Consider the following 15,061-nt stretch of genomic DNA (forward strand, 5'->3'; position numbering starts at 1 on the left):
GGCTACGCTAACCCCCTACTCACTCGTGGAGTCGACGGGGATCTCGGCGCCTCGCCTGGGCCGGCGGACAACTCTCACCTTCCCGCTGTTTCCGCCTCCGCAGAAGAACTGATCGGCGCCATCGGACTCGAGCCCCGACACGCCCACGTCAGGCGGCATCTCGAGCCTCTCCAGGACCTCTCCTGTTTGAGGATCGATTCGTCTCAACTCGCTCTCTTCCGCCTCCCAGGTGCCGTGCCAGAGTTCCGAGTCGACCCAGGTAACCCCGGTGACGAAGCGGTTGGACTCAATAGTGCGAAGAATGGCCCCTGTCTGGGGATCGATCTGATGAATCTTCCGGTCCCGATACTGCCCCACCCAGAGCGTCCCTTCGGCCCACGCAAGCCCCGAGTCGCCGCCCCCGCCGGGCGCCGGAATTGTGGCGAGCACATGACCGGTGTCCGGATCGATCTTCTGGATCCGGTCCTCGGCGATCTGAAACAGGTGCTGGCCGTCGAAAGCCGTTCCTGCATGCGCAGCGACATCAATCGAGCGCAGCGTCTTCCCGCTCGCCGGATCGAGGGCGTTCAGCTTGTCTCCGGCAGCAAACCAGACTTGCTGACCGTCATACGTGACGCCACCCACGCTATCGACCCCTGGAAAGGGCCCGTACTCACGGATGATTTCGGCCGCTGCTCGCTTCATGCTTCCCTCCTGTTTACCCGGTAGTGGACTCCATCTTAGTCACTCGGCAGTGACGCCGAGAGTAACAATATCGTCGCGAATCCCGGCACGGGCGGGGTCATCCAGCGAAGCGCCCGCGCGCGGCCAAACGACCGCACCTTGCCTGCTGTGGCAAGCGAGTCGAGTGCCCGCTGCACGGTGCGCTGGCTGGCTCCAAGCGCAAGTGCCAAGGCCGAGCTCGACCACGACTCACCGTCGGCAAGCAAGGCGAGCACCGCCGCATGCTTCTCTTCCACGGGCCGCATGAGCACGACGACCTCGTGTGCGCGGTGCGGCACCAGCGCAAATCCTCGCTTCGTCGCGCTCACGCCGGCCAGCGTCCGAAGCACCTTGCGAAGCCGGCCGACTTCGACTCGCAACCGGGCGCGATGCGATTCATCGGCGAGCTTCCCCCGGAATGCCTGCGCGACAAGCGTGTCCCTCGACACGTCTGCGGGCCATGCTTCGCCGAGCGCGCGTGCGAGCGCGAACAACACCGGACGCGTTGCGAGCGAGACCGCCGTGCCTGCGTCACGCACGATATGACGGCACGCGTCCACGACGAGCGCCCTCGACGCGAATAACGCTTCAACCTCCTCGAGCATGAGAGGCCGCTCCTCACCACGCGCAAACAGACGCGCGGCGGGCGTGCTCAGGGCGAGGAACGTGCTTTCGACTTCCGCCGTCAACGCAGGAATACCCGCATGGCGCGCGGCTAGCTCGGCCCGCGCGAGCGCAACGCGCGCCGTCCCGGTCCGGATGCGTCGCAGCGCGACCCCTGCAACAACCAGTTCGTGGGCGGCCCTTAACGCGGGCGGGAAAGGCGTGGGGTCGAGCTCGGCGAGCAACCGCTCGGCCTCGTCGAGGTGCCCGATGAGGAGAAGGCGGCGGACCTGGAGATACCGCGCATGCGCGGCGTTCACCCGGTCGCCGTGCGCTTCGAGCGTCGCCCGGGCTGCGTCGAGCGCCTTCGCAGGCCAGCCCAGGTCACGCGAGACGAGCGCGATCTCAGCCTCGGCGACGACACACCTCGCGCGGGCCACGGCCTCTTTCGGACCGAAAGCACGCGCCGCACTTCGCACGAGAGCCTTCGCTCGAACGAAATCGCCGAGCTGCGCCATCGCGATGCCTCGAAGCGCGAGCGCAGGCGCATCGTCGCGCAAGGCAACCCGGTTCAATGCGCCGAGGGGGTCGCCCGCCGCGAGCGCACGCGCCGCGGCCGTGATCAGCGAGTCCATCGTCTATTCGAATCCCGCCACACTTGTCACTCCCACCGTTCGAGGCCCGGCACTAATCTATCACCAACCCGCACGTCGTATCGACAACTGAACGAGCGGCGGCGGACACCCAAAGGACAGCCAACGGAGGAAAGAATCATGACAACACACATAAGCAGCACACGTGAAGAGTGGCTCGCTGCGCGGCTCGAACTGCTCAAGGCGGAGAAGGCGCTGACGCGGCAGAGCGACGAGCTGACGCAGCAGCGGCAGGCGCTTCCCTGGGTTCGAATCGACAAGGCGTACCGGTTCGAAACCGAAGAAGGAAGCGCGTCGCTGGCGGACCTTTTCAGAGGACGCTCGCAGCTCCTCGTCTACCACTTCATGTTCGGGCCCGACTACAAGGCGGGGTGCCCGTCGTGCTCGTCGATCGCAGACGGTTTCAATGGGTTCGCGGTCCATCTGGCAAACCATGACGTCACGCTCTCGGCGGTGTCGCGGGCGCCGCTTGAAAAGCTGCAGACGTACAAGCGTCGGATGGGATGGACGTTTCCCTGGGCGTCCTCGCACGGCAGTGACTTCAACTTCGACTTCAACATCTCGTTCACTGAGGAGCAACAGCGCGAAGGAAGCATCGAATACAACTACGAGCGCGGCGGCCACGCAATGGACGCGACACAGCAGGTCCCGGAGCCCGTCGCCCAGTTCGCGGCCACATGCGGAACCGACGCGGCGACGTTCACGCGCGACAGGCCGGGCTTGAGCACGTTCGTACTCGAGGACGGCGTCGTCTATCACACGTATTCCACCTACGCGCGCGGACTGGATGGCATCTGGGGTATGTACCAATGGCTCGACCGTGCCCCCAAGGGGCGCAACGAGGAGACGGGCGTCTGGTGGAAGCGCCACGACGAGTACAGCCAGCGCTGAGCCAGGTCATGAGCGGCACTGATGCAACCGGGAGACGGAAGATGTCACGAAGCATGGTTTCCGAGCGAGCTTCCCAGTGCGCCTTCTTCGGTGTCTCGGCACTGCTCTTCGCCGCCAGCGCGGCGGTGACAAGGATCTGGTGCGCGTCCATGTCGGCGATGGGCGAGATGCCGATGCCCGGCGGCTGGACGATGTCGATGGCGTGGATGCTGATGCCCGGACAGAGGTGGCCCGGCGCTGCGGCGTCGTTCCTCGGCATGTGGGTCGTGATGATGGTAGCGATGATGCTGCCATCCCTCGTGCCCATGCTGTGGCGCTACCGCGAGGCCGTCGGCAGGACAGGCGAGACGCGCCTGGGCCGGCTGACGGCGCTGGTGGGCGCGGGGTACTTCTTCGTGTGGACCGCGTTCGGAATGCTGGCCTTTCCGCTGGGCGTCGCGCTGGCGGAAGTCGAGATGCAGGTGCCGGCGCTGGCGCGCGCTGTTCCGATCGCAGTCGGCGTGGTCGTCCTGCTTGCCGGCGCGCTCCAGTTCACCGCGTGGAAGGCACGTCACCTTGCCTGCTGCAGGGTGGCACCGGGGCACGGCCGACCGCTGCCTGCGGACGCCGGCACGGCCTGGCGACACGGCCTGCGCCTCGGCCTGCACTGCAGCACCTGCTGTGCAGGCCTGACGGCGATCCTCCTTGTCGTCGGAGTCATGGACCTGCGCGTGATGGCTGTCGTGACGGCAGCCATCACCGTCGAACGTCTCGCACCGGCCGGTGAGCACGTCGCGCGAGCAGTCGGAGCCGTCATCGTCCTAGCAGGGTTGTTCCTGATCGCGCGAGCAGTCGGGCTCGCATGGTGCGCCTGACGTGCAGGTCGATTTCGCCTGCACGCCCGTCCGGTGCATTCTGCGGAAAAACTGTGAGTCGGGCGCGCAACGCGCGGGCGCTGCGATGAGGCCGATTGTCGCCGACTTTCGTCACACGCCTTCGACGAGGACAGCGCGATAGCGCGACCCCTTGAAACGGTGCTGCGCGACCTCCTGATACGCCGGGCCGTCGTACCACGCACGCGCGGCTGCCGTGGACGGAAACTCAACGATTACGACACCCTCCGGCGCGTCGCCCTCGAGCACCTGCTGAGGTCCATAGGCGGCGAGAATCTTGAGGGGGTGACCTTTGAAGGTCTCGCCGACCTTACGCATGTAGGTGTCGAGTTCGCCCTGATCCTGCGTGCTTTCTCGTGTGAAAACAATATAAGTCGCCATGACTTGCACTCCTGCAGTGGTGTGAAGGTGCACACGATAATGCCACGAAACCGCACATGCACGCTCAGGTCGCAGGACGACGCAAGAAGGCCAGTAGCAGGCCGAAACCAATCATGACCGACCCGCTCACGCGATTAAACCATCCAAATCCTCGTGAGCCATTCGCCAATGTTCCAAGGCGGGCTCCGATAACGGCATAGATGGCAATTGCGACCAGTTCAAGCATTAGAAACGTCGAGCCAAGCACGGCGAAACTCATCGCGTATGCGGATCGATCGACGAATTGCGGGAAAAACGCGGTAAATACCAAAATCGCCTTCGGATTTCCGGCTGCAACAAGAAATTCCTGCTTCGCGAGCCGGCGCAATTTGTTAGTAGTGCGACTGCTGGCGACCTCTTCCGACGCGTTTGATAAAAGATCCGGGCCAGATCGAAATAGCTTGATACCGATCCAGACCAGATAGGCCGCTCCGCCGAATTTCAATAACGTGAAGAGCGTCTCGGAAGCGAGCAGCAACGCACCGAGTCCTAAGCCCGCAATCGCGATCATTCCCGCAAATGCAAGTAAGCGTCCGAAGGCTGCCAAGACGGCACAACGCACTCCATTACGGGCTCCGTTGGAGATGGACAGCACATTGTTCGGACCTAACGCCATGTTGATGGCAAAGCACGCGGGAAGAAACAGCCAATAGTTCTGGAATGACATGTTGAGGAACACTCCTCGTCGAGGTGTTGAACAGATAATCTATCAGAGTTGATCTTGCTGGTAACTGGCCACTGGCTACTCATATCGAAGGTCTGCTCGTGGCGGGAAAACCGCCGGCTGCTTCCGCACGCAGCCCTATTACAATGGTCCAGATGAACCACCCTCCTCAACAGCATCGAGTACGAGACATCCTCACTTCCTATTTCTGGAGTGGCGACGCCATCCGCAGTCGAAGCGTGAGTGACATCGTGCTAACAGGCACGGTCGACGTGCCCGTGCCCCCTCTACGTCTGCTTGCAGATTGGGAAAGGGAGATATCGACGCGCATGGACCTCGAGCCCGGGGACGTCGAGGCAATGCCGTTGGCGCGGGCGCGAGCCCGCTGGCCGGACTATAAGCGCTGCGTGCAGGCGCTGTCCGACTGGACGTACGCGCTTGGACTTCCTGAGATGCTTGCCTCCAGCGACGTAGCGCTCATGGCCTGCCGCGGCGCGAAGTACCACCATGACGGTGCGCAATATGGCGGCGCGGCCTTTTGCAATCTCTTCATGAGCGAGGACAAGGCTCTGGACTTGCATTTCCCTTCTTTGGGTCATCGAATCCCTCTGACTCGGGGTACGGCTGTGATATTCGATACCGGCCAGCCTCATGGCGTGATTCAACGCCACAGCAGCGGTTTTAATGTGGCCGACTTCGCGCCCGACCAGGATTGCACCCAAATATTCCTGACCTGGGAGCTTCCCATAGAAGATGCTCATGTTGCACACACACTTGGGGTTGACTTCGACATCGCCCCTTCGACCTCGCTGCAACTGGATGAAGAGCAAGTCTGGCTGAACGGCGCACGGGCGACTGTGTGCCCTGATTCCGGTCGGTGGTGTCGCGTTTAACCTGCCGCCTGTTGCTGCAACTGAATCCAGAGCCTCTGTGCAACGGGCCCGTGAGCGGCGTCCCGACGGCGCGCCGCGTAGTGCTTGAGCGTGGCGCCGCGCAGATGCGACCCTTCCAACGACACCAGCCGATGTTCCCTGAGGTCACCGGCGACCAGATGAGACGGCATATGGCCCCACGCGAGCCCTTGCACAATCAGTTCGCGCTTCATCAACTGGTCAGGCACAGTGCAGGTCGGCGCGCCCTCGATCAGATAGTCATTGGCATCCGAGGGTTGCTTGCTTGTGTCACGAATGACGCACTGAACATAAGGCCTCAAGTCATCGGGGGTGAGCGATTCATCAAGAGGCTGTTTGAGAAACCCGGGCGCGGCGACCGGCACCAGCTTCACTTCGAAAAGTTCGATGGTTTCGATCGCAGGCGACGGTTTGTCGAGGTGATGAAAGATCAGGTCGCAATCGCCATTCCGTAGCCGTTCCCATGGACCGCTTATGGCCTCGAACAGCAACGTCAAGCGCGTGCCGGTATGGGTCTCAAAAAACTGTCTCAGCGGACCCAATGTCTCCGGCAATGGACACAGGTCACCCACGACCACACGCAACTCGGCCTCTTGCCCAGCAGCGAGTTGTGCCGCTTCCCGCCGCAGATTTTCATATTGATGGAGAAACACGGCCACGCGCGAGCGAAGCGCCGCGCCCTCCGCTGTGAGCGAAACCCGGTACCCCGCCCTGTCCAGCAGGACCATGCCTACCTGCGCTTCCAAGGCCGTCACAGCCGCGTGGACCGTCGGATGTGTCCGGTTCAAACGCGCTGCGGCCGCGGCGAAGCTGCCCTCGGCCACTAAAGCCTCAAAGCATTGCAACTGTAATAACGTGGGTTCATTCATTGTAGAGCCCGACTTCAATCTTTGTCGAAACATCGTAATTTATTTCGATGAAGGTCGATCCTACCATTCGTTCTCCCATTGAGGAGATCGACATGAAGGCAATCGTGAGGAAAGGGTTTGGTGGTCCGGAAGTGCTGGAAGTCATTGACGTGCCAGAGCCTGCTATGAGACCAGGTTGCATCCTGATTCGCGTTCGCGCATTCGGTCTGAACCGGGCCGAGCTCTATATGCGTCGCGGATTGTGGGGAGACGTGGCGGAAATTAGCGGCATCGAGTGCGTTGGGACCGTTGTTGTGGATGCGACGGGTGTTCTGCGCGAGGGCCAGACGGTCATGGCATTGATGGGCGGGATGGGGCGAACGATCAACGGCAGCTATGCTGAATACGTCGCGGTACCCGCCTCCAATGTCGTCGCCGTTGAAACCACACTTGATTGGGAAATTCTCGCCGCGCTGCCGGAAGCCTATGCGGTTGCCTGGACGTGCCTTCATCGGAACCTGGAATTGAAGGCCGGACAGCGACTTGTCGTACGCGGGGGCACGTCGAGCCTGGGGCAGGCGGCCATCGACATCGGCTGCCAACTCGGTGCCGATGTGATTGCGACCACCCGTCGATCAAGCAGTGAAGCCTTGCCGCGTTCGCTTGGCGCTGCACACGTGGTGACGACAGAGGGAGATTTACTTGCGGCGCCGGGTTGGCCAGGCGGCAAGGCTGACGTGGTGCTCGATCTCATCGGAAACAGCACGGTTCTCGACTCATTGCGCGCCACGCGTCGGGGCGGTCGCGTGTGCCTCGCCGGGTTTCTTGGGGGGCTTGCACCCCTCCACGAGTTCAATCCGCTCGGCCAGATGGCAAGCGGCGTTCAGATGAGTTTTTTTGGCAGCTTTACCTTCGGAACCCCGGAATTCCCGCTGTCGGACGTGCCCATGCAGCAGATCGTGGATTTCGCGGCGGACGGTCTGTATTGAGGTCGCCCAACGCGTGTATTCGGCCTGACCGACGTGCCCAGGGCTCACGAGTTGATGGAGCGCAATGAGGCCGAAGGAAAGTTTGTCGTCCTTATCTAGGTGGCTCGTGAGGGTCGCGACCGGCGGCGTTCGCGCCTGAGCGGTTGGATCTGTTTTCCGAAAGCCGTTCCCGATAGCCGGTATTCGCGAATGACGGTCACCGGCTATGAGAAGCACCCAACGATCGGCCTGGTGAGAGACACGGGCAGTTATGCGGCTTGTCATTACTACCAGAAACCACGCGCAATCCATCCACCGACCACGATGTTCAGCAGACGATGCGGCGTAGCCACGGCGGCAATACCCGCCACCACGAGCCCGGCAAGCGATCCTTGCATCGCGAATGCGTGACCGCGAACGTTACCTTGCCGAATAGCCCAGATTGCACGCACCAGACTGAGTGCCGTCAGCAACGACAGACCGTGAACCCAGGAAAAATGGCCGGGATTCAACTCCCGGATATAGACCGAACTCAGCACAGTGATGAACATGGCCGACACCCATATCCGCCCCAGCAACCTGTGACGCGCGGACCCTTTTTCGAACAGGAATACAACTGCGCCGGCCATGACAGCAAGCACGGCGGCGGCGATATGAACTGCAATGACGGTGAGCATGCCGGACTCCTCGACAAGACGAGCGAACGCGATGTCTGGAGTCTGTGCTGTAGCCGGATCTTTTTCGAGCGGCGTGCGACGAAACCTGCGAATCCTGTCGCCAGTGGTTAATAAACCAGCGCCAGGCGACCGATTGCCGGTTGGCAGCTTTTATCGTGGAGTTCTCCGGCAGCGTTATTTTACTTTTAAGCAGTTACCTTGAATCGGCCATGGAGATAGGAATCGCTCGCCGGTCGCTTTCGCCCGATGCTCGACACACCTGCTTAAGGATGAAAACTGGAACTGCGAGCGCTCCGACCCAAGGCGCTTTCGCCAAGATTGCCAGCGCCGAAAGCGCTGGTGCTGCCGGCGAACGCACTGGGACCGTTGCCCACGGCACTTGACCACGCGTGCTCCTGCCGGTCGCTGTCGGGGTTCGCCGCGCTCGCGCGCGTGATGGCAGGATAACGAACTAATGGCGTATCGCCGTACAAATAGGGTTGCCCTAACTGCACAACCGCAACGACACTCGGGTTGCATCCCGCACGCACGACGATGCTCTCTTGCGTGAACGCGCCTGCCGTACCGACCCCGGCGGCGACGCTGCCGCCCACATGTACCGCATCGCACACGGATGAGGTAAAGGCCACGGCGCCCGCCGGGATATCGACTTCAAGCAGTTCCGTGCCGCCAACCATCACGCTCGCTAGCGGACCCGCTGCGAGGAAACCGTCCTGCACGGGGCCTGTCTTGATGAAGTCGATCCGGAGCGCAAAGCCTGTCAGATGCCTGGCCTGAGGCATCAGCACGACCTTGTACGGTACTGGACGAGGAGCGTCATCGATCCCGGCAAAGCTGCCGCCGCCTGCGCTCACTCGCATGCCAACGCCTGCAACACTCGTGGGATACACATCTTTCAAATCCGGCACGGCTGCTTCGGAGCGGGTTAACCGAATCTCGAGGGTGTTCGCCGTGCCCGTGCAGGTGAACGGAATATCCTGCACCGCGGCGACACGCACCGAGCCCAATATCTCGCCTACCGTCACGTTAGGCGACGCCGAGATACTTGCGGAAGGCAGCAACATGACCGGGCGCGGCTTGCCATCGCTGGCAACACAACCGGCATGGGCTAACGGCGCGCCGCTGAAGCCGGCGGCAGCCAGAACCGACAGATATCGAAACAAGCTAAAAACCAGCCGGAGATGCAGTCGCGTATTTTTCACATTGCCACGGCCTTCCGCCGCTCCTTCCGCCGTCAGGTCGCGAAGCTTGTGCATTGCCATCATCTCCGCGCTATACATAACCTGGTTCCCATATGTCACCGATCTTTCACCGCTAAATCCTCTGCCCTGCCGGTTAGCTCTTGCCTTTTTCCAGCGCACCGGCGCTGTTCGCGCCACCGAATAATTGCGTCAGGTACTGCGAATTCTTGTTCATCGTCGACATCACGGTATTGAGCGCCGTGAACTGCGCCTGGTACTGGTGGGTGAGCTGTGTCGTGTAGCTTGCCAAGGTGTCTTGCTGTGAAGTGATGCTCTTGAGGTCCGCGTTGAGCGGGTCCTGGTTGTTCGCAATCAGGCCGCCCGTGCCCAGGAACGAATTCAGACTGGTCGTCATCTTCGCGGCTACGCCGGTCGTCGAATTGAAGAGGGCCGCGACCCCCGCCGGGTTACTCGTCAACGCGTTCGCGAGCTTCGTGCTGTCGGTTGTCAGGGTGCCGTCCGCTTTGAGCGTAATACCAACCGTTCCAAGCGAGACGGTCGAGCTGCCATTCTTCACGCCGCCGCTGACAATGCCCGAGAGCGTGCTCTTGATCGTATTGAACATCGAGTCGCCGAGCAACGGGCCACCTTGCGAGCCCTTGGCTTTCGAATTGTCGAAACTGGCGACCTGGCCGTATGTGGTGACCAGGGTGTTATAGAGATTGACGAAGTTGTTGATCGCGGTGGTTGCCGACGAAGTATCCTGCGCCACGGTCAGTGTCTGCACCGTGCCGGCAGGTATGCCGATGGCAGCAGCAGTGAGATTCAGCGTCACGCCCTGGATCGCGTTGGTCACTGTGTTGCTGGAGCTCGTTCCAGCCGTGCCGTCGACGGTGAACATGGCGTCTTGTGCAGACTCGGTCTGCGTCCACGGACTCGTGACCGACGACGACGCGATAGTCGATTTGTCCGAGCCGGTGGCGCCTGCCGTGGACGTTACGCCGAGGCTGGACAGCCCGGCGTCGTCGGTCACGTCGCCCACCGAGACGTCGATTGTGTTCGATGCGCCCGTGGCCGACGAGCGCAGCACCAGGTGCGCGCCGTCCGTGCCGGTAACGACCGTGGCCGTGACGCCGGGGTTGCTTGCCGACGAGTTGATCGCGCCGGCAATGCCGCTCACCGTGTTGTTCGCCGGCGCGATGTCGACGCTCATCGACTTGCCGCCGACCGAGACGTTTATCGCGCCGGTGCCGAGCGCGGTCGTCGCGCCGAACGCCGCGGACGACAGCGTCTGAGCGCTGGCAATTTGTGTGACCGCGACCGAATAACTGCCCGTTGCCGCGCCGCTGCTGCCGCTTGCCGTCAGTCCGGTGCCGTCCGCGATTGCGGTGAACTGGCCCAGGGCGGTGCCGTTGGACAGCGGGGCAACGCCGGCCTGCAACGCCGACAGCGCGGCCTGCAACGCCCCGATTGCCGAGAGTCTGGTGTTGTCCTTTGTCTGTTGCGCGCTCAGCGAGCCTGTCTGGCCGGCCACCTTTGCGTTGACGAGGCTCGTAACCAACGCAGTGACATCCAGTGACGCGTTGCCCGTGGAGCCGCTGATAACAGATTGCGCGGCGGACGCCCTGGCCGCGTTGGCAGCAGACATGGTATCGGCTGCGGTTTTGGCAGCGGCCGCCGGGGTGGAGGCAGTGGAGGCGCTGGGAATCGTCGACATTGAAATGCTCCGTACGTCAGTTTTGCTTTTGAGCCTGGGTGAGAAAAGAACTGGGGCCTTGTTCAGGCTGTGCAGCGTTTAGTCGCGGAGTGATGGTTGCGCACTTCCGCAATCGGTGAAGCGGCGAGCAACACGCGCCTCCCGCACGTCCTTTCCAAATCTTTAAAAAGATTTCCCGGCGTCTAGTCAAACGGTTCCGGGTTGCCGACGATCAAAGTCATATCCCGACCTGGGGATGACCGGGAATATCCATCGGTAGTGTTAAGCAATTCCGCGTAAACATCCGGTAAGAATTGGACAAGGTCTCTTCGTTGGCGGCGCCCAGCCCGCATTTTTTTGATTTTATTTAAATATTTTTTCGCCGATGCTTGACTGAGACGCACAACAACGTTCAATCGAGGCAGGACCAGATAGATGAAACATCGTGTGCAGGAGCTCACCGGGCTGCGCGCCGTCGCCGTGGCGATGGTCGTGGCCGGTCATGCCCAGCGTACGCTTGCCGGCGGCTACACGGGCATCCTCGCGCCGCTGCGCCTGTTCTCCGATGGCCGGCTCGGGGTTCTGATCTTTTTCGTCCTGAGCGGGTTCCTGATTACCACGATCCTGCAGGCTGAATTGAAAAGTACGGGCGCTATCCGGCTGGTGCCCTTTTATCTGAAGCGGGCATTGCGGATATGGCCCGCGTTTTATACTTACATCGTGGTGGTCGTCGTTCTGTCGAGTGCGGGATGGATCGACGTCGATCGTCATCAGGTGGCGTACGCAGCGCTTCACATCTGGAATTATTCCGAGCTCCTGGGTATGTCCGCCGACAATGCGCTGCATCCCGACGGCGCGTGGTATCTCGGCCATTTTTGGACACTTGCGCTGGAAGAGCAGTTTTACTGGCTCTGGCCTCCCCTGCTTTTTTACATCCGGCGTCGCAATAGCCAGCGCGTACTGGTGTTTTTGATTTTTCTCGTGCCCCTGATCAGAGTCGGCACCTATTTCGCCGCGCCGCATTTGCGCGGGCAACTTAGCATGATGTTTCAAACGGGCATCGACCCGATCCTCATCGGATGTTTTGTTGCGCTCAACCAGGACAGACTGAACACCTGGGTCCGGTCATGGCCCGGTGGGACGCTTATCCTCACCGGCATCATTCTCGTGCTGCTTTTTCTCATGCCGGTCATGGAGTCAAGACTTGGGGGATTCTGGCGCGCCACTTACGGAACCACGTTCGAAGCAGCGCTCGTCGGTATCGTGATAGTCGGCCTCTACTTTCAGCGCGATTTTTGGTGCGCCCGGCTATTGCGGACAAAACCTTTTGTTTTCGTCGGCACGCTCTCGTTCAGCCTGTATCTATGGCAACAACTCTTTTCGGATGTGAACCTGCCAATAGCTCATGCGTTCCCGCTTGGCATACTGGAAGCCCTGGGGGCGGCAATGATCAGTTGTTTTTTCATCGAAGCGCCGTTCCTGCGTCTCAAGGACCGTCTCGCGAACCACCTGCAGCGCACGCCGGCAAACTCCCCTGTGCGGATCAGTTCACCGCCCGATGGCGTTCGGCCAAAGGCGGTGGAGTAAAGCTCTCGATGAATTGTGACGCGCGTCAGATCGTTGCTCCCTTTTTACAAATCGCTCTAGAACCCGCAAATGAAAATAAACCCACGGCCTTGAAGGCGACGGTCATCGGTGAATTATCTTCTGAAAATTCAATCGCTTATACGCGGCTCATAGACTGGGAAAGCGGCGCCTCATCGCCGACCTTCCAGGCATGGCAATGGCTAGGCTTTATACGGTTTTGTCGAATGATTGCCCACGATTGTTTTGTTTAAGAAGCTCATCCGCCAATCCAGTACACTTATTAATCGAAAGCAATGGTCCAGACCAGATGCACTTTGGTCCGGTGTGTGATTGTCGAGACGGAGAAACGTACGTGGCTAAAGACGAAATGCTGGCGCAAATGCGCAAGAAACCGGGGTTTATCGCGGCCCTTGACCAGAGTGGCGGATCTACTCCCGGCGCCCTTCGGGCGTATGGAATTCCCGACAGCGCCTACAGCGGCGACACCGACATGTTCAAGCTGATGCACGAGATGCGGGTGCGCATCATGACCGCGCCCGCCTTCACCGGGGACAAGGTCATCGGCGCCATTCTTTTCGAAGCGACCATGGATGGACAGGCACAAGGGAAACCCGTTCCGTCCTTCCTGTGGGAAGACCGCGGCGTGGTTCCGTTCCTGAAGGTCGACAAGGGGCTCGAAGCTGAAGCCGACGGCGTGCGCCTGATGAAACCGATTCCCGGGCTGGACGCGCTGCTCGACCGGGCGGCCAAGCTCGGTGTCTTCGGCACCAAGATGCGCTCGGTTATCGACCACGCAACGCCTGCGGGGATTGCTGCCGTTGCAAAACAACAATTCGAAGTGGCTGCGCAAATCGAAGCCCACGGCCTCGTGCCGATTCTCGAACCCGAGGTTTCGATCAATAGTCCGGACAAGGCCGCGGCCGAATCCATTCTGCTCGCGGAGCTGATCAAAGGTCTCGACGCCTTGCCCGAAAGCAGTCTTGTCATGATCAAGCTGACCATTCCTGACGTAGCGGATTTCTATCGTCCGCTGATCGATCACCCGCGTGTCGCACGCGTGGTCGCCCTCTCCGGCGGCTACTCGCGCACCGACGCGTGCAAGCGCCTCGCTTTGAACCACGGGATGATCGCCAGCTTCTCGCGGGCGTTGATCAACGAGCTCAAGGTGTCGATGAGCGACAGCGAGTTCGACGCGACGTTGGCAGCGTCTATCGACGAGATCTATCAGGCCTCTGTCGTAAAGGTTTGAAGTTCGGGTTTCACGGAAGGCCGCGCTTGAGAGATAAGCGCGGTCGACTTGAAAGGCTGAGCTTTGTCAACCGGGTTGGCGACACCACCACGCCTAATCCCTACAGGCCAACCAAAGCGGGATTCAGCTCTATGTACAGAACCACGAGCCATCGCTTGGGACAATCAGCCGCGATATGCAGCGTCCTCCTCGTACCGTCGCTGGGTACGATATAGCCCTTTCCGCGAGCGAAGAAATACGCTCGCCGAGCATCTGACTGAAACCAGAAACCCATCAGTGCGCACATCGCGAAGCTGAACACCGAGACCGTCTCAAGCGGCACGTCGGGATCGATTTGTTGCGCGACATACGTGAACACGAAGTACAAGGTCTCATTGACGGCAACAGCGATCAGAATGACTTTGACCGCTCCCCTCGCGCGCATGAGCCATCTCGGTGGCACCGCCGCTAGCTCGTACTTGCCCGATGGTTTTTGATCGTACTGTTTCACGGTTTGTCATGCCGCGCGGGCGACGTTCGCTTGCGGCAGTTCAAGACGACGCGACCAGGTGGCGAGGTGACGGAAGGCAATTGGGGGTTTGCTCAGAATCGCGCTGTCGTACTGCTTGCCGGCGAACCTGTGAAAGTCGTTGATCCGGAAGCCCTGACCGCGGTAGAAAGCGATCAGATGAGCCGCGGGCTGCGGTGTGTCCAGCGCAAGTTCCGCATAGCCGCGAATCGCGGCCCAGTGATCGGCATAGGCCAGCAGCGACTTGCCGATGCCTCTGCTCTGGTAGGCGGGATCGACGCCGAATTGGCGAATGCTCGCAATATCGTCTCGCTGATAAAGCGCGCAAGTCGAATCGCAATCCTGCGCGTAAAGCGTCATGGTTCCAACCAGGCGCCCGTTGCACACCGCGACATAACAGTCGCCGCGCATCGCACGCGCCCGGGTAATCAGCGCAGACTGGTCGACACATGTGCAATTGAGCCCCATCCCGCCAAGCCGCGCGAACGACCGATGCAGCATCTGAGTCAACTCTTCGAACGAATCGCACGCCGGATCGAAGCGCCTCAATACGACGCTACCAATGCCACGATGAACGTAGCTGATCCGCGTGTGGCTTCTCGTTGTTGTGCGTTGCGTCGACATGGCATCC

At 60.9% G+C, this 15,061-nt stretch carries 17 protein-coding genes; 7 read left to right on the plus strand and 10 right to left on the minus strand.

Annotated elements, in window-relative coordinates; all coding sequences use genetic code 11:
* Positions 1-15: 15 nt before the first annotated feature.
* Both EOS_RS13605 and EOS_RS13610 read right to left on the minus strand, forming a co-directional pair.
* Entirely contained in the window at positions 16-684 is a 669-nt protein-coding gene (locus EOS_RS13605) for a Vgb family protein (RefSeq protein ID WP_047847178.1), read from the minus strand.
* 35 nt (positions 685-719) lie between these two features.
* Entirely contained in the window at positions 720-1,940 is a 1,221-nt protein-coding gene (locus EOS_RS13610; RefSeq protein WP_047847179.1) for a hypothetical protein, read from the minus strand.
* A 138-nt stretch (positions 1,941-2,078) separates the two neighbouring features.
* Between EOS_RS13610 and EOS_RS13615 the strand changes: the two genes are divergently transcribed.
* Both EOS_RS13615 and EOS_RS13620 read left to right on the plus strand, forming a co-directional pair.
* Positions 2,079-2,849 carry a DUF899 domain-containing protein gene (locus tag EOS_RS13615; protein WP_200908642.1) on the plus strand — a complete coding sequence of 257 codons (771 nt, stop codon included), beginning with the start codon at positions 2,079-2,081 and terminating at the stop codon, positions 2,847-2,849.
* Positions 2,850-2,890: 41 nt separating this feature from the next.
* On the plus strand, positions 2,891-3,703 hold the full coding sequence (locus tag EOS_RS13620) for a DUF2182 domain-containing protein (protein WP_047847180.1): 813 nt from the start codon (positions 2,891-2,893) through the stop codon (positions 3,701-3,703).
* Between the two features lie 111 nt (positions 3,704-3,814).
* Here the strand turns inward: EOS_RS13620 and EOS_RS13625 are convergent, their stop codons facing one another.
* Entirely contained in the window at positions 3,815-4,102 is a 288-nt protein-coding gene (locus tag EOS_RS13625; protein ID WP_047847181.1) for a DUF1330 domain-containing protein, read from the minus strand.
* 64 nt (positions 4,103-4,166) lie between these two features.
* On the minus strand, positions 4,167-4,808 hold the full coding sequence (locus tag EOS_RS13630; RefSeq protein WP_047847182.1) for a LysE family translocator: 642 nt from the start codon (positions 4,806-4,808) through the stop codon (positions 4,167-4,169).
* 152 nt (positions 4,809-4,960) lie between these two features.
* Here EOS_RS13630 and EOS_RS13635 point away from each other — a divergent pair, with 152 nt between their 5' ends.
* Positions 4,961-5,698 (plus strand): hypothetical protein, encoded by a 738-nt coding sequence (locus EOS_RS13635; protein ID WP_047847238.1) that lies wholly within the window; start codon positions 4,961-4,963, stop codon positions 5,696-5,698.
* On the opposite strand, the gene EOS_RS13640 is transcribed toward EOS_RS13635, so the two are convergent.
* Positions 5,695-6,618 carry a LysR family transcriptional regulator gene (locus EOS_RS13640; protein ID WP_326972923.1) on the minus strand — a complete coding sequence of 308 codons (924 nt, stop codon included), beginning with the start codon at positions 6,616-6,618 and terminating at the stop codon, positions 5,695-5,697. The two genes, EOS_RS13635 and EOS_RS13640, sit on opposite strands and share 4 nt — an antisense overlap.
* 59 nt (positions 6,619-6,677) lie before the next feature.
* Here EOS_RS13640 and EOS_RS13645 point away from each other — a divergent pair, with 59 nt between their 5' ends.
* Positions 6,678-7,553 (plus strand): zinc-binding dehydrogenase, encoded by an 876-nt coding sequence (locus EOS_RS13645; RefSeq protein WP_235442805.1) that lies wholly within the window; start codon positions 6,678-6,680, stop codon positions 7,551-7,553.
* A gap of 266 nt (positions 7,554-7,819) precedes the next feature.
* Here the strand turns inward: EOS_RS13645 and EOS_RS13650 are convergent, their stop codons facing one another.
* The 3 genes from EOS_RS13650 to fliD all read right to left on the minus strand — a co-directional run bounded on the left by EOS_RS13650 (position 7,820) and on the right by fliD (position 11,107).
* Complete coding sequence (locus EOS_RS13650; protein WP_047847184.1) at positions 7,820-8,209, minus strand: DUF2306 domain-containing protein; 390 nt, start codon at positions 8,207-8,209, stop codon at positions 7,820-7,822.
* Positions 8,210-8,472: 263 nt separating this feature from the next.
* Positions 8,473-9,465, minus strand: coding sequence for a hypothetical protein (locus EOS_RS13655; RefSeq protein WP_152693119.1), 993 nt, complete (start codon positions 9,463-9,465; stop codon positions 8,473-8,475).
* Positions 9,466-9,544: 79 nt separating this feature from the next.
* On the minus strand, positions 9,545-11,107 hold the full coding sequence (fliD, locus tag EOS_RS13660) for a flagellar filament capping protein FliD (protein ID WP_047847186.1): 1,563 nt from the start codon (positions 11,105-11,107) through the stop codon (positions 9,545-9,547).
* 414 nt (positions 11,108-11,521) lie between these two features.
* Here fliD and EOS_RS13665 point away from each other — a divergent pair, with 414 nt between their 5' ends.
* The 3 genes from EOS_RS13665 (at position 11,522) to EOS_RS13670 (ending at position 13,922) form a co-directional block, all read left to right on the plus strand.
* Positions 11,522-12,673, plus strand: a complete 1,152-nt coding sequence (locus EOS_RS13665) for an acyltransferase family protein (protein WP_047847187.1) — start codon at positions 11,522-11,524, stop codon at positions 12,671-12,673.
* Between the two features lie 8 nt (positions 12,674-12,681).
* Entirely contained in the window at positions 12,682-12,924 is a 243-nt protein-coding gene (locus tag EOS_RS46230; protein ID WP_152693120.1) for a hypothetical protein, read from the plus strand.
* A 101-nt stretch (positions 12,925-13,025) separates the two neighbouring features.
* The gene (locus tag EOS_RS13670; RefSeq protein WP_047847188.1) at positions 13,026-13,922 is read left to right on the plus strand and encodes a fructose bisphosphate aldolase; all 897 of its coding nucleotides are present in this window, start codon (positions 13,026-13,028) and stop codon (positions 13,920-13,922) included.
* Positions 13,923-14,022: 100 nt separating this feature from the next.
* Here the strand turns inward: EOS_RS13670 and EOS_RS13675 are convergent, their stop codons facing one another.
* Positions 14,023-14,412, minus strand: a complete 390-nt coding sequence (locus EOS_RS13675; protein ID WP_152693121.1) for a hypothetical protein — start codon at positions 14,410-14,412, stop codon at positions 14,023-14,025.
* 6 nt (positions 14,413-14,418) lie between these two features.
* On the minus strand, positions 14,419-15,054 hold the full coding sequence (locus EOS_RS13680; protein WP_047847190.1) for a GNAT family N-acetyltransferase: 636 nt from the start codon (positions 15,052-15,054) through the stop codon (positions 14,419-14,421).
* Positions 15,055-15,061 lie beyond the last annotated feature (7 nt).

This window comes from Caballeronia mineralivorans PML1(12) (assembly GCF_001028175.1).
Classification (GTDB): Bacteria; Pseudomonadota; Gammaproteobacteria; order Burkholderiales; family Burkholderiaceae; genus Caballeronia; species Caballeronia mineralivorans.

What these genes read in the sequence shown, in the direction of transcription:
- EOS_RS13605 (WP_047847178.1), bottom strand. Translation starts at nt 684, where the DNA reads ATGAAGCGAGCAGCGGCCGAAATCATCCGTGAGTACGGGCCCTTTCCA.
- EOS_RS13610 (WP_047847179.1), bottom strand. Translation starts at nt 1,940, where the DNA reads ATGGACTCGCTGATCACGGCCGCGGCGCGTGCGCTCGCGGCGGGCGAC.
- EOS_RS13615 (WP_200908642.1), top strand. Translation starts at nt 2,079, where the DNA reads ATGACAACACACATAAGCAGCACACGTGAAGAGTGGCTCGCTGCGCGG.
- EOS_RS13620 (WP_047847180.1), top strand. Translation starts at nt 2,891, where the DNA reads ATGTCACGAAGCATGGTTTCCGAGCGAGCTTCCCAGTGCGCCTTCTTC.
- EOS_RS13625 (WP_047847181.1), bottom strand. Translation starts at nt 4,102, where the DNA reads ATGGCGACTTATATTGTTTTCACACGAGAAAGCACGCAGGATCAGGGC.
- EOS_RS13630 (WP_047847182.1), bottom strand. Translation starts at nt 4,808, where the DNA reads ATGTCATTCCAGAACTATTGGCTGTTTCTTCCCGCGTGCTTTGCCATC.
- EOS_RS13635 (WP_047847238.1), top strand. Translation starts at nt 4,961, where the DNA reads ATGAACCACCCTCCTCAACAGCATCGAGTACGAGACATCCTCACTTCC.
- EOS_RS13640 (WP_326972923.1), bottom strand. Translation starts at nt 6,618, where the DNA reads ATGTTTCGACAAAGATTGAAGTCGGGCTCTACAATGAATGAACCCACG.
- EOS_RS13645 (WP_235442805.1), top strand. Translation starts at nt 6,678, where the DNA reads ATGAAGGCAATCGTGAGGAAAGGGTTTGGTGGTCCGGAAGTGCTGGAA.
- EOS_RS13650 (WP_047847184.1), bottom strand. Translation starts at nt 8,209, where the DNA reads ATGCTCACCGTCATTGCAGTTCATATCGCCGCCGCCGTGCTTGCTGTC.
- EOS_RS13655 (WP_152693119.1), bottom strand. Translation starts at nt 9,465, where the DNA reads ATGCACAAGCTTCGCGACCTGACGGCGGAAGGAGCGGCGGAAGGCCGT.
- fliD (WP_047847186.1), bottom strand. Translation starts at nt 11,107, where the DNA reads ATGTCGACGATTCCCAGCGCCTCCACTGCCTCCACCCCGGCGGCCGCT.
- EOS_RS13665 (WP_047847187.1), top strand. Translation starts at nt 11,522, where the DNA reads ATGAAACATCGTGTGCAGGAGCTCACCGGGCTGCGCGCCGTCGCCGTG.
- EOS_RS46230 (WP_152693120.1), top strand. Translation starts at nt 12,682, where the DNA reads ATGAATTGTGACGCGCGTCAGATCGTTGCTCCCTTTTTACAAATCGCT.
- EOS_RS13680 (WP_047847190.1), bottom strand. Translation starts at nt 15,054, where the DNA reads ATGTCGACGCAACGCACAACAACGAGAAGCCACACGCGGATCAGCTAC.